Origin of the sequence: Nonomuraea endophytica (assembly GCF_014203235.1) — a bacterium.
GTDB lineage: Bacteria > Actinomycetota > Actinomycetes > Streptosporangiales > Streptosporangiaceae > Nonomuraea > Nonomuraea endophytica.
In genome coordinates this window covers 375,170-392,466 of the sequence record NZ_JACHIN010000008.1, presented here as the reverse complement: position 1 = coordinate 392,466, position 17,297 = coordinate 375,170, and the positions used below count along the sequence as shown (strand labels likewise).

At 71.2% G+C, this 17,297-nt stretch carries 17 protein-coding genes; 8 read left to right on the top strand and 9 right to left on the bottom strand.

What is annotated here, in order from left to right; translation table 11 throughout:
- Positions 1–587: 587 nt before the first annotated feature.
- Both HNR40_RS29610 and HNR40_RS29605 read left to right on the top strand, forming a co-directional pair.
- Complete coding sequence (locus HNR40_RS29610; protein ID WP_184967038.1) at positions 588–1,337, top strand: GntR family transcriptional regulator; 750 nt, start codon at positions 588–590, stop codon at positions 1,335–1,337.
- A gap of 184 nt (positions 1,338–1,521) precedes the next feature.
- Complete coding sequence (locus tag HNR40_RS29605) at positions 1,522–2,124, top strand: GNAT family N-acetyltransferase (protein ID WP_184967036.1); 603 nt, start codon at positions 1,522–1,524, stop codon at positions 2,122–2,124.
- A 300-nt stretch (positions 2,125–2,424) separates the two neighbouring features.
- On the opposite strand, the gene HNR40_RS29600 is transcribed toward HNR40_RS29605, so the two are convergent.
- Both HNR40_RS29600 and HNR40_RS29595 read right to left on the bottom strand, forming a co-directional pair.
- Entirely contained in the window at positions 2,425–3,105 is a 681-nt protein-coding gene (locus HNR40_RS29600) for a copper homeostasis protein CutC (RefSeq protein ID WP_184967034.1), read from the bottom strand.
- A 106-nt stretch (positions 3,106–3,211) separates the two neighbouring features.
- Positions 3,212–4,378: a DUF6986 family protein gene (locus HNR40_RS29595; protein WP_184967032.1), complete on the bottom strand. Its 1,167-nt coding sequence runs from the start codon at positions 4,376–4,378 to the stop codon at positions 3,212–3,214.
- 62 nt (positions 4,379–4,440) lie between these two features.
- On the opposite strand from HNR40_RS29595, the gene HNR40_RS56585 reads away from it, so the two are divergent.
- Both HNR40_RS56585 and HNR40_RS57415 read left to right on the top strand, forming a co-directional pair.
- Positions 4,441–5,442, top strand: coding sequence for a caspase family protein (locus tag HNR40_RS56585; RefSeq protein ID WP_184967030.1), 1,002 nt, complete (start codon positions 4,441–4,443; stop codon positions 5,440–5,442).
- 10 nt (positions 5,443–5,452) lie between these two features.
- On the top strand, positions 5,453–6,334 hold the full coding sequence (locus tag HNR40_RS57415; protein WP_184967028.1) for a CPBP family intramembrane glutamic endopeptidase: 882 nt from the start codon (positions 5,453–5,455) through the stop codon (positions 6,332–6,334).
- On the opposite strand, the gene HNR40_RS29580 is transcribed toward HNR40_RS57415, so the two are convergent.
- From HNR40_RS29580 to HNR40_RS29565, 4 genes are all read right to left on the bottom strand, one after another.
- Positions 6,288–7,586: an FAD-dependent oxidoreductase gene (locus HNR40_RS29580; protein ID WP_312896555.1), complete on the bottom strand. Its 1,299-nt coding sequence runs from the start codon at positions 7,584–7,586 to the stop codon at positions 6,288–6,290. The two genes, HNR40_RS57415 and HNR40_RS29580, sit on opposite strands and share 47 nt — an antisense overlap.
- 253 nt (positions 7,587–7,839) lie before the next feature.
- On the bottom strand, positions 7,840–9,414 hold the full coding sequence (locus HNR40_RS29575) for an AMP-binding protein (RefSeq protein WP_184967026.1): 1,575 nt from the start codon (positions 9,412–9,414) through the stop codon (positions 7,840–7,842).
- Between the two features lie 9 nt (positions 9,415–9,423).
- Positions 9,424–10,470: a phenylacetate--CoA ligase family protein gene (locus tag HNR40_RS29570; protein ID WP_184967024.1), complete on the bottom strand. Its 1,047-nt coding sequence runs from the start codon at positions 10,468–10,470 to the stop codon at positions 9,424–9,426.
- A gap of 42 nt (positions 10,471–10,512) precedes the next feature.
- Positions 10,513–11,559: an LLM class flavin-dependent oxidoreductase gene (locus HNR40_RS29565; protein WP_184967022.1), complete on the bottom strand. Its 1,047-nt coding sequence runs from the start codon at positions 11,557–11,559 to the stop codon at positions 10,513–10,515.
- Between the two features lie 174 nt (positions 11,560–11,733).
- Between HNR40_RS29565 and HNR40_RS29560 the strand changes: the two genes are divergently transcribed.
- Positions 11,734–12,180 (top strand): hypothetical protein, encoded by a 447-nt coding sequence (locus HNR40_RS29560; RefSeq protein ID WP_246509582.1) that lies wholly within the window; start codon positions 11,734–11,736, stop codon positions 12,178–12,180.
- On the opposite strand, the gene HNR40_RS29555 is transcribed toward HNR40_RS29560, so the two are convergent.
- Positions 12,177–13,112, bottom strand: coding sequence for an acyl-CoA dehydrogenase family protein (locus HNR40_RS29555; RefSeq protein ID WP_184967018.1), 936 nt, complete (start codon positions 13,110–13,112; stop codon positions 12,177–12,179). The two genes, HNR40_RS29560 and HNR40_RS29555, sit on opposite strands and share 4 nt — an antisense overlap.
- 136 nt (positions 13,113–13,248) lie before the next feature.
- Here HNR40_RS29555 and HNR40_RS29550 point away from each other — a divergent pair, with 136 nt between their 5' ends.
- The 3 genes from HNR40_RS29550 (at position 13,249) to HNR40_RS29540 (ending at position 16,010) form a co-directional block, all read left to right on the top strand.
- The gene (locus HNR40_RS29550) at positions 13,249–13,893 is read left to right on the top strand and encodes a hypothetical protein (RefSeq protein ID WP_184967016.1); all 645 of its coding nucleotides are present in this window, start codon (positions 13,249–13,251) and stop codon (positions 13,891–13,893) included.
- A gap of 94 nt (positions 13,894–13,987) precedes the next feature.
- Entirely contained in the window at positions 13,988–15,730 is a 1,743-nt protein-coding gene (locus tag HNR40_RS29545; RefSeq protein ID WP_184967014.1) for a proline--tRNA ligase, read from the top strand.
- 73 nt (positions 15,731–15,803) lie between these two features.
- Positions 15,804–16,010 carry a DUF4236 domain-containing protein gene (locus HNR40_RS29540; protein WP_184967012.1) on the top strand — a complete coding sequence of 69 codons (207 nt, stop codon included), beginning with the start codon at positions 15,804–15,806 and terminating at the stop codon, positions 16,008–16,010.
- Positions 16,011–16,203: 193 nt separating this feature from the next.
- Here the strand turns inward: HNR40_RS29540 and HNR40_RS29535 are convergent, their stop codons facing one another.
- Both HNR40_RS29535 and HNR40_RS29530 read right to left on the bottom strand, forming a co-directional pair.
- Positions 16,204–16,704 (bottom strand): ferritin-like domain-containing protein, encoded by a 501-nt coding sequence (locus HNR40_RS29535; protein WP_184967010.1) that lies wholly within the window; start codon positions 16,702–16,704, stop codon positions 16,204–16,206.
- On the bottom strand, positions 16,701–17,192 hold the full coding sequence (locus tag HNR40_RS29530) for a hypothetical protein (RefSeq protein ID WP_184967008.1): 492 nt from the start codon (positions 17,190–17,192) through the stop codon (positions 16,701–16,703). The genes HNR40_RS29535 and HNR40_RS29530 overlap by 4 nt, the downstream gene beginning before the upstream one ends.
- Between the last annotated feature and the right edge of the window lie 105 nt (positions 17,193–17,297).

The following is a 17,297-nucleotide window of genomic DNA, read 5'->3' as shown; positions in this document are numbered from 1 at the left end:
CGGGCGTGGGGGACCCGCCAGGGTGCGTTTCCTTTCTCCGACGCGGGCGGCGCCAGGACTCCGGCGAGGGATGGAGTCCTAGGCCGATTGTTCGCGTGCGGAGTCGGTGGGGGAGTGTTCAGCGAGTGAACACTCCGTGGGAGAGGGCTGTGGCCGCCGACGGCGGTCGGCGATCCGTTGTGCTGCGCCGACCGGGTCGTCGATGGGGTGTCTGACTTCGACGCCCTCCTCATGCCAGACAAAGAAATCGTCTCTGCACCACACGGTCAACTCGGTTAGCACGGACAGCACGGACATACCGTTCCCGTTGCTCTGGTAGGTGTGGGTGAACCCCTGGCGATGCAACGCGTAACGCAGTAAACGTGTTGCCTCACGGGGATCGTGCCAGGGCGGGTAGCTTCGCAAGCTCGCTTGCTTCGCAAACGGCGCACCCGCGCGGACCGGCAACACCGGCCCTCACCCCCTCACCGGCCTTTCGATGGATTTGTACCAACGAATGGATGATGCGGCTGTCAAGGCCGTTCGGTCAAGGGGTTGTGGCCTGCTAGAACCAGATCGTCTAAATTGTTGGAACAAAAGGGGTGAAAGTGGCAAGACCGTCGCTGTATCAGCAGGTGGCTTCGGAGCTTCGGAGAGCCATCTACTCCGGCGACTACGGCCCCGGGGCGCAGCTGCCGACCGAAGAGGAACTCCGCTCGCGCCACGGCGTCAGCCGTAACACGGTCAGGCTCGCAGTCGCGGAACTGGTCAACGAAGGCCTCGTCACGCGCGCACCCCGGCGCGGCACGATCGTCAGAGAACGACGCGCCCTGCTGATGCATCCCCAACGCGAACTGGAGCCGCAACCCACGGGAGTTCCCCGGGAGGCCTTCGCGTACGCCGTCAGCCAGGAAGGCCGCCAGCCCTCCCAGCTCATCGAAGTGTTGACGGTCAAACCGGCTGAGGACATCGCCAGCAGGCTGGAACTCGACGACGGAAAGCTGGCAGTGGTACGGCGGCGCCTGCGTTTCGTCGACGGTCAGCCCTACAACACCAACGATTCCTATTTCCCGCATGACCTGGTCGCCGAGTCCGAGATCGCCAGGCCGGGCGACATCGGACGCGGCGCGAACCGGGTACTCGAGGAACTCGGGCACGCGCAGATCCGCGTGGTCGACGACATCTGGGCCAGGATGCCCAATCAGGCAGAGGTCGAACGGCTCCAGCTGGAGCTGGGGACGCCGGTCGTCGTGTATGTCCGAGTCGGCTACGACCGGGAGGACACGCCGGTCCGTGTCGCGGTGTCGGTGCTTCCCGCCGACAAGCACTTGATCAGATACGAGCTCGGCAGCCGCTGATCGAGCTCGGTTGGGGGTGATCCCAACGGCCGCGTCCTGCGAGATCTGACCTCGCTGGGCGGGGGAGTGGTGCATGCTCCCCTAAATCGTAATTTATCCAGACATATCCGTTTAGCTGCCGCGCGCCGTGAAGTGCACACGAGATGTGTTCTCCCGGCCACCCAGCGCAACGAAGGGTAGACCCATGCACTCGAACACCCTCCTTCACCCGCTCACCCTGCGCCGAGCCGTACCCGCTGACCTGGGAGGAGTTCTCACCCTGCTCGCCGACACCGCCGACTGGCTCCACTCGCGAGGGATCGGCCAGTGGCCCCGAGGCGGCTTCGGCCCCGAGCGCATCGCCCCGCTCATCGACTCCCACGTCCTCTACCTCGTCGACGACGAACTGCGCTACCTCGACTTCGACGAGGCCGCGCCGCCCGTCGCCACCATCGCCCTCGACAGCAAGGCCGACCCCGAGTTCTGGACCCCGGCCGACCGCCCGCGCGCCGCCCTCTACGTCCACAAACTGGCGGTGGCCCGCCCCTGGTCGGGCAGCGGACTCGGCGACGCCCTCCTGGACTGGGCCGGCGCCACCACGCACGCCGTCGGCCTGCCCTGGCTCCGCCTGGACTGCGCCAAGTCCAACCCCGGCCTGCAGGAGTACTACCGCAAGCGCGGCTTCCGCCACCTGCGCACCGTCGACCTCCCGCACCGCGCGTCCGGCGCCTTGTTCCAACGCCTGACCCGCCCCGCACTGTCCACCGCCTTCCGCGATCTCACAGTGCCGCATCTCCTCAGCGCCTGATCTTTCGCGCGCCTTCAGGGGCGTCTTGATGCGGGCGTCTTTGATGGTGCTTCTCGCGCCTCCCCGTTACGGCGAAGCCGCGCCCACCCCCCTCGCCGTAACGGGCGGGCCTCTGTCCTGGCCGCTCGTGAAGGCTCACGCACTTCCCGCCGCTACGAGCGCCCCCTGGGCCACCCGACGGCGCCCAAGGCAAACCCCGGGGTCCAAGGCACACTTTCAGGGGCCACAGGTGGGTCTATTCCAGGGGCCGCAGGTGGCGTCTGGTCACGGTTGGCGGGGGTGTGCTGCCGCCCGGCGGGATTAGTCGCGGTCCACCAGGGAGCGCCAGCGGGCCACCAAGGAGGGGTCCACTGGTTCTGTCCAGGAGGTGCGGACGGCGCTGCCCACGTGGAAGGCGCGGATGCCGTAGTCGAGCAGGGCGCGCACGTGCGGCGGCTTCAGGCCGCCCCCCGCGAGGATGAGTCCCGCGTCGCCCGCCTCGCAACGGGCCTTCAGCACCGGCAGCCCGTCGCCCACTCCTGACGGCGAGCCGGAGGTGAGCACGGTGGCCAGGTTCGGCAGCAGCCGGACGGCGCGCCAGCTCGCTGAGGTGTCGGCGGCGTAGTCGACCGCGCGGTGGAAGGTCCACGGCAGCGGCGACACCGCGTGGATCATGGCTTCGGTGGCGGTCAGGTCGACGGCGCCGTCGGCGTCGAGGAACCCGAACACGAACCCGGCGGCCCCGGCCTGGGACAGGGCCTTGGCGTCGTTCCTGAGCCGGTCGAGCGCTTCGGGGTCGGCCGTGAACCCGGCCTCGCCGCGCAGCATCACCATCTGGGGGAGCGCGCACTCGGCGGCGATGGCGGCGACCGTCTCCGGCGCTGGGGTGAGTCCGTCGGCGGCCATGTCGGCGACGACCTCAAGGCGGTCGGCACCACCACGTTCGGCGGCCACGGCGTCGCGCACGTTGAGCGCGATCACCTCAAGGAGGGATCCGGTCATGGAGCTGAGGCTATATGGTGCGCTACCCGTCCACTGCACCCGATTCCCTGACAATCCAGACAGCTTGCGGACAACCCTCCAGTCAAGGTTGCCCTACACCGCCGACTCAGGCGGGGTTTCCGGTGAAGTCCCCCAGTGCGGACCGGGCCCGCGAAAGTGCCGTCACAAGAGTTTTGACGGTGGCCGGCTCGTCCATGACGCCTTCCACCTGCCGCTGCTGCTCCCAGGCGGCGACCCGGGCCGTGTAGCTGTCGTAGGTGGCGAGGTGGAAGGCGTAGACGGTGGCGAACCTGCTCACCAGGTGCGACGGGTGCATGTCCCAGCCCTGGTAGAAGCCGTGGGCCAGCGAGTGGCGTACCAGCTGGGCGTGCCTGCGCCACAGCGCGCGCACGTCGGCCGTCGCGGACGACGCGGGTGCGGCGGCCAGTGAGCCGTCCGAGAGTTCGATCCCAGTGCCCGCGAACGCCGTCTGCATCACGTGCCTGGCGTGGTCGCAGGCCGGGTGGTCCAGCCGCTGCTCGTGCGGCGGCAGCCCGATCGCGGCGGTGTAGTCGAAGACGCCGAAGTGCGCCGCGGCCAGCCGTCCCCCGGCCAGGTCCGCGCGCAGGAACGGCAGCGTCTGCGGCGCCTCCACCTGGATCTCGAAGCGCAGCGGGCCGAGCCCGAGCCCCTTCTCCAGGTCCTCCAGGAAGGCGGAGAACTGGCCGAGGTAGTTCTCCATCAGGACCTTGGGGAACGTCAGCGCGAACCCCGGCGGAAGGGCGCCGATCCGGCCCACGACCTCGGTGAGGAAGCCGTCCAGCGTGCGGACCGAGCGTTCCGGGTCGGCGTCGGCGAACGACTTGACCCGCAGGCCCCACCTGCGCGGCAGCCGTCCCTCCTCGTGCATCGCCACCACCGCGGCGGCGGCCTGCTCGGCGTGGCCGTCCTCGTCGTCGGGACGCACGCCGTAGCCGTCCTCGAAGTCGATGCGCAGGTCCTCGACCGGCTCGGCCTCCAGTTTCGCCAGCAGCCGCCGGTGCACGCCGGGAGCCAGGTCCGCGCTCACCCCGAACACCTCGGCCAGCTCGTCGGGACCGGGCAGATGGGCCTCGAGCAGCTCCAGCGCCTGCCCGCCCCACGTCGCCACCGTGTCGGCCGAGAAACGGTCGGCCGGAACATAGACCGTGTGCACCGGCTGCCAGCCGGCCGGGGTCATCGGGTAGCGGCTCTGCTGCAGCCGATACTCCTCCGCGAACCCGGTGATCGGCCGATGCCCAACGGTGACACGCATGTTCTCCTCCGGAAACGCGGCGCTGGCAAGCTCGCCGAGCATCTCACAGCTTGGGAGGTCCCATGCCGGCAGCCCGCGAGGCGCTGATGATCGTGACCGCCACCCAGTCCGACCCCGGGATGGCCCAATTACGGTCGCCCGCGAGGGATGCGGACGCACTCGGCGAGGCCCTGCTCGCGAGCTTCGCGCTGCGGAAACTGGCCGACGGCACCCAGGGCGAGGTGCTGGCCGAGATCACCGCCTTCCTGGGCGACCGGCAGCCGGACGACGTGCTGCTGCTCTATGTCGCCTGCCACGCCGTCGCCACCCGTGACGGCCTGTTGCTGGCCACCTCCGCGACCGGCCGCGACGACCCGGCGGCGACCTCGGTGCCGGTCGCGGCCGTCGAGCGGGCGCTGGCCGGGACCGCCGCCGGGCACGTCGTGCTCATCCTCGACTGCTGTTTCATCGGCGCCGAGCGCCTCCCGATCGAGCTGTCCGCCCTCTCCGCGTCCGTCCAGGTCTTCCTCAGCGCCACCGACCGCGTCGAGTACGTCCTCGACCAGGGCATGATCCGCGGCAGGGGCACCCACTCCAAGCTGACCCCGGCCCTGGCCGAGACCCTGCGCGGCGGCCACCCGGTCACCGCGGCCGACCTCGCCGGCCTCCCCGCCGCCGTCACCGAGATCCGCGAGCCCGACCTGGTCATCGCCCCAGCGGACAGCACCCCCGGGCCCGCCGCCGGGAGCGCCCGAACGAGCGCCCGAGGTCCCGGCGCCGGGTCCGCTCGTGGGTCCGGGGCCGGGGCCGCCCGAGGGCCCGCTCCCGTGGTCGAGCGGCCGAAGCGCACCGTGGGCGACTGGGCCGTCCGCATCGTCTACTGGGGTCTCGTGATCGCCGGCCTGTCGCTCCTGGCCATGCTCGCCTCGGGCTGGTTCGCCTGGCGCATCTGGCAGCCGGGTGTGCCCGCCGACGCCCTGGACGTCCTCGCCCTGGTCTTCGTCATCGGGCTCGTCATCGTCGGCGCCGGAGCACTGGTGGCCGCTGTCGCATACGTCGCCCGCCGGCGGCGTTCCAGGAAGTAAGGTCCTGACCGTGACGGACAATCCGCTCTTCGCCCTGGCCACCTCGGGCAAGCGGCGCACCCATCCGATCCTCGCCCTGGTCGTCGCCGTGGCCGCCATCCTGCTCGGCGGGATCATCGGGGCGATCATCCTGGCGTTCACCGGCCTGCCCGCCGACCCGGCGCTGCGCACGCTGGTGAACCTGGTGACCGGGTTCGCGCCGGTCGCGCTGCTGATCTGGCTGTGGATCGGCCTGTTCGAGCAACGCGGCTTCCGCACGCTCGGGTTCACCCGCGAGCACGCCGCCCGGCGCTCGGCCCTCGGCCTGCTGACCGGCGTCCTGTCCTTCGGCCTGGTCACCGCGATCCTCGTCGTGCCGGGCTTCACGCTCACCGAGAACGTGCCGCAGGGCCTGGCGGCGATCGGCCCGGCGATCCTGGTGTTCGCCGGCTGGGTCGTGCAGGGCTCCACCGAGGAGATCGTCACCCGCGGCTTCCTGCTGCCGGTGGTCGGCGCGCGCTACGGGGCCGTGGTCGGCGTCGGCCTGTCCTCGATGCTGTTCGCCGCCCTCCACCTGCTCAACCCCGGCATCAACGCGCTCAGCCTGGTCAACCTGGTGCTCGTCGGCGTGCTCCTCGGCCTGTACGCACTGTGGGAGGGCGCGCTCTGGGGCGTGTGCCTGTGGCACGCGGCGTGGAACTGGGCCCAGGGCAACGTCTTCGGCTTCGAGGTCAGCGGCACCGACACCGGCATGATGGCGATCGTCGACCTGATGGAGAACGGCCCCGACGTGGTCACCGGCGGCGTGTTCGGGCCCGAGGGCGGCGTGGCGACGACGCTCGTGCTCGCCCTCGGGATCGCCGTGCTCAGCCTTGGACTGCGTCGCGCATCGCGTCAAGACCGACCAGCTTGACCCGCTCGCCCCGGCCCAGCGTCCTGGCCAGCGCCTCCTCGGCGGCCTCGATGCGCAGCCAGTGCTCGTAGGTGACCGGTTCGACGCCGCGTGAGCGCAGCAGGTCGTCGAGGGCGGCTGGCCGTACCCTGTCGTGGCCGGCGAGGTCGGACAGCAGCGTGCGGACGGTCTCGGCGGCGTCGGACTTGTTGGTGCCGATCACCCCGGTGGGGCCGCGCTTGAGCCAGCCCGCGACGTACTCGCGCTCGCGCACCCGGCCCGCCACGTTCGGGACCGTCATCGAGCCCGTGTCGAACGGCACGCCGGGCAGCGGCACGCTCTGGTAGCCGACCGAGCGCAGCACCATGCCGACCGGCAGCGTCTCGTACACGCCGGTGCCGACGACGCGGCCGTCCTCCAGGCGGGTGCGCTCCAGCTTGAGCCCCTCGACCCGGTCGGTGCCGAGGATCTCCACCGGGCGCAGCCAGAACCGCACGTCCAGGCGGCGCGGGCGGCCGACGGGGGCGCGGGCCGCCCACGACTGCAGCACGTCGATGTTGCCGCGGATCTGGCGCGGGAAGTCGGCGCCCAGCACCACGGCCTCGTCGGGGCGTACGCACACGTCGGCGTTGGCCAGCTCGCCCAGCTCACGCAGCTCCTTGAGGGTGAACTTGGCGTGTTCGGGACCGCGCCTGCCGATCATGTGGATGGCTTTGACCTGGCTCTCGCCCAGGCGTTCGAGGACGTCGTGGGGGACGTCGGTGGCGGCCAGCTCCTCGGCGGTCTTGGCCAGGACGCGCACCACGTCGACGGCCACGTTGCCGACGCCGATCACGGCGATCTCGGGGCTGTCGAGCACGAAGCGGTCGGGGTCGACGTCGGGATGGCCGCAGTACCAGTTGACGAAGTCGGTGGCGGCCACGCTGCCGGGCAGGTCCTCGCCGGGGATGCCCATGCGCCGGTCGACCATGGCGCCGGTGGCGTAGACGACGGCGTCGTAGCTCGCCAGGAGGTCCTCGACGGACAGGTGCTCGCCGAGGGTGACGCCGCCGAGGAAGCGCACCTGGGGGAGTTCGAGCACTTTGCGCAGGTAGTTGGCGATGGACTTGATCGAGGTGTGGTCGGGGGCGACCCCGTAGCGGACCAGCCCGTACGGCGTGGGCAGCCGCTCCAGCACGTCGACGTCGACCGGTTCGGCCGACTGCTTGACCAGCGCTTCCGCCGTGTAGATGCCCGCCGGGCCCGACCCGACTACCGCCACGCGCAACGACACGCCTGCCTCCTCAGGAGCGGGGGACACGTCCTAGTAGGTGCGACCGGCCAACCTCAACGAGGTATCCCCGGTCACTCGTGCGTACGAACCCATCTTTCGCGAACACCCGCAATTCCGGCACGGATCGAGTGATCCCGAGCGCGGCCTCGGTGTCAACGTAGCGGTTGCGACGGATCCGCGCACCGCCCAGAGGCAGGCGGCGCGCTTCCACCCTAAGTCGCGAAAGTCCGGCGAGCGCGACTGAAACCGCAGGTCAGGAAATATCTCCGGCGGCCATCCGGCGGAGGGCGATCTTGTCGGTCTTGCCGTTCGGGTTGGCGGGCAGCTCCTCCACCACGATCACCCGCTTCGGCACCTTGAAGTTGGACATGTTCTCCCGCGCCCACGCCCGCAGCTCCTCGCCGTCCACCCGCACGCCGGAACGCGGCACCACGAACGCCCACCCCACCTCGCCGGAGTCGTCGTCCGGCACCCCGACCACCGCGGCCTGCGCCAGCGATCCCTCCCGCAGCAGCAGCGCCTCGACCTCGGCGGGCGAGACGTTGAAGCCGTTGACGATGAACAGCTCCTTCTTCCTGTCCACGATGCTGAGGTTGCCCGCCTCGTCCAGCACGCCGACGTCGCCGGTGTGCAGCCAACCGCCGGCGTCGATCGCCTCCGCCGTCTTGCCCGGCTCGCCCCAGTAGCCCCGCATCACCCCGTACCCGCGCTGCAGGACCTCGCCCCGCTCCCCGGCCGGCACCTCCTTGCCCTCCAGGTCGACGATCTTCACCTCGATGCCCGGCACCGCCCGTCCGGTGGTCGTCGCGATCACCTCGATCGGGTCGCCGGCCCGGGTCATCGACACGACCGTGCCCTCCATGAGCCCGTAGGCGTTGATCATGCGCTCCAGCCCCACCCGCTCGACCAGCCGGGTGATCAGCGTTGCCGGGACCGACGCCGCCCCGCAGATCGCCACCCTCAGCGACGAGACGTCCCAGTCGCGGCGGTCGAGCTCGTCCAGCAGCCGGGCGAACAACGTGGGCGGACCCGCCAGAATGCTCACCTTCCCCGACTCCACCAGCGCCATCAGGGCATCGGGGGTGAACACCCCGACCGGCATCATCGTCGCCCGGCGCAGGACACAGGCGATCAGCCCGGCGTTGAGCCCGAAGCCATGGTTGAACGGCGCGATCACCGGATAGCGGTCGTCCGGGCCCAGGGTGACGATCTCGGCCCAGTCCCAGTAGCCGCGCAACACCTGGGCGTGGTCGAGCATGACGCCCTTGGGGGTGCCGGTGGTGCCGGAGGTGGACATGATCTCGCACAGGTCGTCCGGCTTCACGGCCAGCGCCCTGGCCTCGACGTCGCGCTCGCCGGTGTCGCCCTCGCCGGTGGCGGCGAGCTCGGAGGCGGTCAGCGTGGCGGCCCGCCGTACCCCGTCGGGGACGATCACGTGGCGCAGGACCGGCAGGGGCGGCAGGAGATCGGCCAGCACCGCGCCGCCCGCGCCAGGACCGGTGACCAGCACCTCCGCGCCCGTCTTGGCGATGATCTCCGCGGCCTCGAACCCCTTGTACCGGGAGGAGAGCGGCACGATCACCGCGCCCGCGTCCCAGACGCCGAACGCGTGCACGACCCACGCGGCGTCGTTGATCCCCCACACCGCCACGCGGTCGCCGGGCCCGACACCCAGCGCCATCAGGCCGCGCGCCACGGCGGCGGCCTGTTCGCGCAGCTCGCGCAGGGTGAGGCGGACCGGCCCGTCCACCACGAGGGTGTCCGGATACGCGGCGGCCTGCGCGCGCAGCATGCGGGGGAGCGTCCCCCAGCCGGGCACACTCTCCATCGCGCCTCCTCAGCCGGCCAGGCTGCGATCACGGCCCAGGTGATGGCCGCGCTGGTCCTCCACGACACCGGGCGTGACGGCCTCCGACACCTCGGGCGCCACCTCCACCCCGATCTGCACCGGCGTCAGCCCGTGGATGGCCTGCTGGATGCGCGACTTCCACATCGGGTTCTTGACCAGGCTCGCCCGGTTGAAGCTGACGGTCAGCACGGCGGCGTCCAGCGTGCCCTGGCGGCTGACCGTCAGCTTCCAGCCCGACACCCCGTCCACCTTGGCCAGCGCCTTCTGGATCCGGAGCAGCGACACCCACACCCCGCGCACCAGCACGTGCTCGCCGACCGTGTGCGCGGGCGCGAGCCCGCCCCGCGACACCTGCCCGGTACGCAGCACCGCGTCACCCAGCGCGGCGTGCCCGCGCGGCGTGATCACCACCTCGGCGAGCTCACCCTCGTCCGGATCGAGGGCGTCCTTGCCCAGCGCCGCCAGCCCGAGGATCCCCTCCGCCAGCGGCACGAAAGGCTCTTCTTCGGCGGTACGGCAGGCCAGCGCGGCCCCGGTGAACGGGCTCGCATAGACCTCGGTCACCTCGGCGTCGAACTCCTTGGCCAGATACGCCATCGTCCGCTTGGCGGCGTTCTCACCCGTCAGCACGATCGTGCGCAGCCCCAGATCCAGCGGGTCCAGCAGGAACTCCAGGTGCAGGCGGGCCAGGAAGTCCATGGCCCCGGTCGGCGTCGCCACCAGCGCGGTGGCCCCGACCGAGGTGAGCGCGTGGTGCAGCCGCATCCGCCCTCTGGGCCCGACCGAGGCGGCGGCCCCGGCCACGTCGGCCGCGGCTCCGGCCCACAGCGCGCCGGCCGGTTCGGCCAGCGCCACCACCACACGGTCCCGGGCACTGACGCCCGCGGCCTTGAGTGCCGCCCCGGTCATCGCGGCGGCGTCCGCGCGCTCCCCGGGCCCGAGCGGGAACACGCTCGCCGCGTCCGGCGAGACCACCAGCAGCCCGGACGCCGACCGCCCGGCGGCGCCCAGGTCGTCACGTGTGAGCCATCGCATCGAAGGCCACCCCCATCCCTTCCACGAGACCTTCGCGGCGCATCAGCGCACCACCTCGGCCATGAACGTGCGCATCGACTCCGTGACCAGCGGATGCGCCAGCCCGCCCACCTGGCACTGCAGGATCAGGTCGGTGGCGCCGGCCTCGGCGATGCGCGCGACCGCCTTGCGTGAGCCCTCCACGTCGTCCACCACGACCATGAGGTGCTCGCGCAGCGTCGCCATGGCCTCCTCCGGCGGCATGCCGGCCGCGAGCTGTCCGAGCACGCGGTGGGTGGCGTGGCGGGCGTCGTAGTAGTCGGGCGGCGTGACCAGGTTGACCTGGCGCCGGATGTACCAGAGCACGGCGTCGGCCGCCTCGTCCCGCGCCTGTCCCACGTACCAGGGGATCATCAGCGCCACCCGCCGGCTGGCGGGGTCGAACCCATTGTCGGCCAGACACTCCCGATACTTCGCGATGTCGGCGGCGACGTCGTCGATGCCCTTGAGCATCGTCATCCCGAGCAGGTTGTAGCCGTGCTTGGCGGCCGCCAGGTAGCCCTCCAGGGACGTGGACGCCACCCACACCCTCGGATACGGCTCCTGAACCGGTCGCGGGTACACGGACACGTCCGGAATCTCGAAGAACTCGTTCGACCGGGTGACCGGTTCGCCGTCCGCCTGCCAGATGGCCAGCGTGGCCTCCAGGGAGTCCTCCCAGATCTGCCGCGACTTCTCGAACGGCTTCTGGAACGCCTGGTACTCCAGCGGCGAGGCGCCGCGGCCGGTCCCGAACTCCACCCGGCCGCCGCTCAGGACGTCGAGGGTGGCCACGCGCTCCGCCGTACGGATGGGCGACTGGAAGGGCAGCAGCACCACGCCCAGCCCCAGGTGGATCCGCTCGGTGCGCTGAGAGATCGCGGCCAGCACCAGATCCGGCGCGGAGGAGTGGGAGAAACCCCTGGTGAAGTGGTGTTCGACGAACCAGGCCGTGTCGAAGCCCAGCTGATCGCCCAGGACCACCTGGTCGATCACATTCCGGAACGCCTGCTGCTCGACCTCGCGGGTACGCCCGCGAACCTCCAGTTCGTAACCGAGGCTGATCCGCATCCATCCTCCAAGTAAACCAAGCGCTCGCTTGGTAGAGACTATCAGGGCGGCTGTCCGGCGGGAAGTGCGGCCGTGCGTCCGGGACTTGCGGGATACGTGGTACGGCGATCAGAGTGGGTGATCGTGAGGCGAAAGCACGCGCTGCGGCGGCAGAAAGATGGCACGCTCCCAGACATGAGGGGTTTCCGCCGGACTCGGTCGAGCGACGACGAGCTTTCCAGCGCGCGCCGCTACGAGGCGTTCGGCCGGGTCATGGCGGTCCTGGCCACCAAGGCGGACTTCATCGAGGCCTGCCGCGACCTGACCTGGTGGCGCGGCGCCGACCACAGCTGGCACATCGAGTGGCGCGACGGCCCCTACGCCGCCGAGGTCGCCGCGCTGCTCGCCGAGCACGTCCGCGACCCCGACTTCGACGGCAGCCTGGTCACGGTGGCCGGTCCCGGCGGCAACGCCTCGGCCATCCTGGACGTCATGGGCGTCCGCTTCGAACTCCACGCCGTCGACCCCATGGGCTCGGCCCGCGTGCACGTGCGCCCCGGCTTCTGGCGCCTGGCCGAGGCCCTCGACACCACCCGCCGCACCAACGCCCGCCAGCCCTGGGAAGAGCTCCTCGGCGGCTAACCGCCGAACACGTGCGCGGCCAGCTCCTCGCGATGCCCCCGCGGGCTGCGGAAGAGCTGGGCGTCGGAGGTGGCGCGCTTGAGAAAGCGGTGGGCGTCATGCTCCCACGTGATCCCGATGCCGCCGTGGACCTGGATGTTCTCCCCGGCCGCCCGTAGATAGGCGTCGCCGCAGTAGGCCCCGGCGACGGCGGCGTTCACGGCCGACTCGTGCGCCGCCAGCGCCGCCGACCTGGCCGACTCCACCAGCAGCGCCACGTCGGCCAGCTTGTGCTTGATCGCCTGGAACGACCCGATCGGCCGCCCGAACTGCCGCCGCTGCTTCGCGTACTCCACCGCCGCCTCCAGGCACCGCTCGGCCCCGCCCGCCTGCTCGGCGGCGAGCGCCGCGACGCCGAGCGCCCGGACCGCCTCCTCGTGCTGGTCGGGGCCAAGGCCGGTGGCGGGCGTCCGCTCGAAGACGAGCCTGGTCAGGGGGCGCGTGAGGTCCATGGTCAGGTACGGCTCCCGCACCGAGGGCCGGGCCTCGACCAGCTGCCCACCGGCGTAGACGAGCACCAGTTCCCCGTCCAGGACATGAGGCGCCTCGCCGGTCAGCAGCCCGTCCTCCAGGGACAACTCCGAGCCGAACACAACAGTCGCGCTCATCGCCCCCTCGGCCAGCACCGGTAGCAGCCGCGCACGGGCCGCCGCGTTCCCGTCGAGCCTGAGCGCCGCCACCGCCAGCACCGCCGTCTGCAGGAACGGCTGCGCCGACAGCGCCCGCCCCACCTCCCACGCCACGGCGGCGACCTCCTCCGGCCCGCCGCCCGCCCCGCCGTACTCCTCGGGCACGGCCAGCCCCGCGACGCCGAGCTCCCGCGCGAAGTCCGCCCACGACGCGGACGGGCGGCGGGACAGGTACGAGTGGACGGTGTCACGCAGCAGATCCATGCCCCACAGACTAACCAAGCACTTGCTTCGCCGTTAACTTCGGTTGACCGAATTTTGCCTTTTCTGTAAGTCCGCATACTGTGAGTAATGGCCGCCTTTAGTGGTTACTGGGGGAAAGGGTGGCCTGGGAATGGAGATGGAGAAGAAGACGAGCGCCGTCGACTATGCCGACTTCGCCGAGTACGACCGGCGACAGCGCGGCATCGAACGCCATGTACTCGCGGCCTTCCTCGGGGGACTGGCCGTCGGACTTCTCGGCATGTTCGCCGTCGACAACGCGCCCGCCCTGCTCTCCGACCTCTACGACCCGTACGTCTACCTCGCGCTGACCATCACGCTCGGCGCCACGAGCACCGGGCTCGGATGGGCGCTGCTGACCACGTTCCTCGCGACCGTCTCGTCGCTGGTGGCCGCCATGGGCGGCAGCGCGCTCCAGGGCCGCTTCAACATCGACGTCGTCGGCGGCGGGCCCGTCGCGCTGAACGTGCTGCTCGTGCTGCTCGTCGGCCTGGGCATGCTCGGCTACCTCACCCGCAGGTCCGACCTCTGGGGCGACCTGGCCGCCGGCGGCATCGGCGCCCTGGTGCTGGCCGACGTCATCGACCGGGCGACGCCCGGGTTCCTCGACACCGGGGCCACGTTCTGGCCGGTCCCCGCCGTCGTCGTCGGCGTGCTGACCGTCGTGGCCGTGCTGTGGCTGCGCCGTACCACCGTGGGACGGCTGCGCGCGCTGGGGGTCGCGGCCGTGCTGGCGGGAGTCTTCGCGTTCTTCGTGACCTGAGTGTGAAGGCGCCGGCGCGGCAAGCCCGCGCGACGCGGCCCCCCGAGTCGATAGCCTGTAGTCCTTCACTTCCGGGTTCGAGCAAGGAGTAGCCGTGTTGCTGCGCATGTCGTCGTTGTTTCTTCGCACCCTGCGGGACGACCCGGCAGACGCGGAAGTCCCGAGCCACAAGCTCCTGGTCCGCGCCGGCTACGTCCGCCGCGTCGCGCCCGGCATCTACTCCTGGCTGCCCCTGGGCATGCACGTGCTCAAGAACGTCGAGTCGATCGTCCGCGACGAGATGAACAAGATGGGCGGGCAGGAGGTCCTCTTCCCCGCGCTGCTGCCCAGGGAGTATTACGAGGCCACCGGCCGCTGGACCGAGTACGGCGACACGCTCTTCCGCCTCAAGGACCGCAAGGGCGCCGACTACCTGCTCGGCCCCACCCACGAGGAGCTCTTCGCCGACATGGTGAAGGGCGAATACTCCTCCTACAAGGACTACCCGGTCACGCTCTACCAGATCCAGACGAAGTACCGCGACGAGGCCCGCCCCCGCGCCGGCATCCTGCGCGGCAGGGAGTTCCTGATGAAGGACTCCTACAGCTTCGACCTCGACGACGACGGCCTCAAGCGCTCCTACGAGCAGCACCGCGAGGCCTACATCAAGACGTTCGACCGGCTCGGCATCCGCTACAAGATCGTCTTCGCCACGTCCGGCGCCATGGGCGGATCGGCCTCCGAGGAGTTCCTGGCCCCCACGCCCACCGGCGAGGACACCTTCGTCGCCTGCCACTCCTGCGGCTACGCCGCCAACGCCGAGGCCGTCACCACCCCCGCGCCCGCCGCGCGCCCGGTGGCCGGGGCCGGCGCCCAGCAGGTGCTCGACACCCCGGACACCCCCACGATCGAGACCCTCGTCGACCACGTCAACACGGTCCACGGCCTGTCGATCACCGCCGCCGACACACTCAAGAACATCGTCGTCAAGATCACCACGCCCGGCTCCGACAAGGTCGAGACGCTCATCGTCGGCATCCCCGGCGACCGCGAGGTCGACTTCAAGCGCCTGGAGGCCGCGCTGGCCCCCGGCGAGCCCGCGATCTTCGAGGCCGAGGACTTCGCCAAGCACCCCGGCCTGGTCCGCGGCTACATCGGCCCGCAGGTCCTGAAGGACCTCGGCATCCGCTACCTGGTCGACCCCCGCGTCGTCACCGGCACCGCCTGGGTCACCGGCGCAAACGAGCCCGGCAAGCACGCCGTCAACGTCGTCGCCGGCCGCGACTTCACCCCCGACGGCACCATCGAGGCCGCCGAGGTACGCGCCGGCGACGCCTGCCCGCGCTGCGGCAGCGAGCTGTCCATCGACCGCGGCATCGAGATCGGCCACATCTTCCAGCTCGGCCGCAAGTACGCCGACGCCGCCGGCCTCGACGCCCTCGGCCCCGACGGCAAGCCCATCCGCATCACCATGGGCTCCTACGGCATCGGCGTCTCCCGCGCCGTGGCCGTCATCGCCGAGCAGGCCCACGACCAGCTCGGCCTGGTGTGGCCGCGCGAGGTGGCCCCGGCCGACGTGCACATCGTCGGCACCGGCAAGGAGAACCAGATCGAGGTCGCCCTGCAGCTCGCCGAGGAACTGACCGCCAAGGGCCTGCGCGTCCTGGTCGACGACCGGGCCGGGGTGTCGCCAGGCGTCAAGTTCAAGGACGCGGAGCTGCTGGGCCTGCCGACGATCCTGGTGGTCGGCCGCGGCCTGTCCACCGGCGTGGTGGAACTGCGCGACCGCGCGTCCGGCACCAAGGAAGAGATCCCGCTCGCCGAGGCGACCGACCGCATCCTCGCCGCCTGCTCCTGACCGCCAACCCCCCAGGAACTCTCCTCACCCGGTCGCTCGTTATCAGGGCGTAACCGATCCCGAGGAGGGTTCCATGGGCTGGCACTACCGGAAGTCCATCAAGGTAGGCCCATTCCGCATCAACCTCTCGCGCCACGGTGTCGGCCACAGCTTCGGCAACCGCCGCTTCCACATCCAGACGACCCCCGACGGGCGCCGGCACCTCTCGGTCCGCCTGCCCGGCGGGCTGCACGTGACCAAGACCCTGGGGCGCGGCCGTACCCGCCACTACCGCTACTGACGGGCTTTCAGCCGGCATTGAGAATCGCCGCCCAGCCTCGGCCCGCGGACACCTTGCCGGTGGTGGAGGACGGGCCCAGCCTGCGTGACCCGCCGGTCGGCTGCCTGGGCGAGGCGTGGTCGCCGCGGCGGGCGGGGGCCGAGGCGGCGGACCTCGGGGTGGCTCTCACCTCGCCCCGGCCTTTGCGGTGGGGTCAGCCTGGGCTGGTGGTTGGGGTTTGGGTGGGGGTGGGTTTGGGTGGGGTGGGCATGCCGGGGAAGGTCGGCACCGAGGGGCGGAAGCCGTAGGCGCGGGTGACCGACTCCTGCATGGCCAGGGCCGCGTACCGGCGCAGGGCGGCGTCCTCGCAGGCGGCCAGTTCCAGGTAGGTGGCGGTGATGCCCTGCTCCACGTGCACCGCCAGGCGGATCGCCTCCGTGGCGTTGTCGGGCGTCACGGGCAGCGCGTAGGAGGGCTCAGGCTCGGCGGGGCGGCCCTGGCGGGCGGTGATGAGGCCGCGTAGCTGGTCGCGGCGGGCCCGGTGGCCGTCGAACGCCGACGTCACCCTGGCTCGCAGCGCGCCTGTCGTCCTGGCTCCGATCAGGCCGTAGGCGTAGATCGCCGCGTGCTCGGCCGCCAGTGCTTTGCGCAGCCGTTCCAGATCGGAAGCAGGCCCCAGGCGCGCGGTGCGGGGCCGTTCGGCGGAGGCGGTCATAGGGACCTCGGCAGCGACAGGACGTGCAGGGCCTCGCAGGCGCCGATGCTGGCGATCAGCTGGGAGAGGGCGGGTGAGGCGTCGGCGAGCTGGCGCGGACGCAGGGCGGCGGCCTTGCGTTCCACGTCGCGCAGCCGCGTCAGGGAGACCTTCGGCGGCGGTGACGGCGGCGTGGTGGGCGGGTTGGTGGGGAGCTTCGTCGCGCTGGGGAAGCGGCGGCGCAGCTCGGCGAGGTGGGCCTGGTGGCGCTCGCGGAAGGGCGTCAGCTTCTCGCCGCCGGCGGTGATCAGCGTGGTGTAGAGGCCGATCGTGCGCTCCTTGTCGGCGATCAGCTCGCGCGCCAGGACGTGCTCGGGGTCCTCCGGCTTTGGGGTCGTGGCCTCCGGGGCGCCGGAGCCGCTGCATCCTGTCAGGGCCGCCAGGGCCGTCGCCCCGGCGAGATTCGCCCCGCCCGCGAGAACGGCACGGCGGGACAGTGGACGGCGCACGGGTGAGACCTCCGGGAAACAGGACGCAGACAGCATCGTACGGGCTCGCGCCCGCGATCGCTGCCACCGGCGGCTCGCCACCCGAGCGTGCCGACTGGCGCTCTT

What these genes read in the sequence shown, in the direction of transcription:
- HNR40_RS29605 (WP_184967036.1), top strand. Translation starts at nt 1,522, where the DNA reads ATGCACTCGAACACCCTCCTTCACCCGCTCACCCTGCGCCGAGCCGTA.
- HNR40_RS29600 (WP_184967034.1), bottom strand. Translation starts at nt 3,105, where the DNA reads ATGACCGGATCCCTCCTTGAGGTGATCGCGCTCAACGTGCGCGACGCC.
- HNR40_RS29595 (WP_184967032.1), bottom strand. Translation starts at nt 4,378, where the DNA reads ATGCGTGTCACCGTTGGGCATCGGCCGATCACCGGGTTCGCGGAGGAG.
- HNR40_RS56585 (WP_184967030.1), top strand. Translation starts at nt 4,441, where the DNA reads ATGCCGGCAGCCCGCGAGGCGCTGATGATCGTGACCGCCACCCAGTCC.
- HNR40_RS29575 (WP_184967026.1), bottom strand. Translation starts at nt 9,414, where the DNA reads ATGGAGAGTGTGCCCGGCTGGGGGACGCTCCCCCGCATGCTGCGCGCG.
- HNR40_RS29570 (WP_184967024.1), bottom strand. Translation starts at nt 10,470, where the DNA reads ATGCGATGGCTCACACGTGACGACCTGGGCGCCGCCGGGCGGTCGGCG.
- HNR40_RS29565 (WP_184967022.1), bottom strand. Translation starts at nt 11,559, where the DNA reads ATGCGGATCAGCCTCGGTTACGAACTGGAGGTTCGCGGGCGTACCCGC.
- HNR40_RS29560 (WP_246509582.1), top strand. Translation starts at nt 11,734, where the DNA reads ATGAGGGGTTTCCGCCGGACTCGGTCGAGCGACGACGAGCTTTCCAGC.
- HNR40_RS29555 (WP_184967018.1), bottom strand. Translation starts at nt 13,112, where the DNA reads ATGGATCTGCTGCGTGACACCGTCCACTCGTACCTGTCCCGCCGCCCG.
- HNR40_RS29550 (WP_184967016.1), top strand. Translation starts at nt 13,249, where the DNA reads ATGGAGAAGAAGACGAGCGCCGTCGACTATGCCGACTTCGCCGAGTAC.
- HNR40_RS29540 (WP_184967012.1), top strand. Translation starts at nt 15,804, where the DNA reads ATGGGCTGGCACTACCGGAAGTCCATCAAGGTAGGCCCATTCCGCATC.
- HNR40_RS29535 (WP_184967010.1), bottom strand. Translation starts at nt 16,704, where the DNA reads ATGACCGCCTCCGCCGAACGGCCCCGCACCGCGCGCCTGGGGCCTGCT.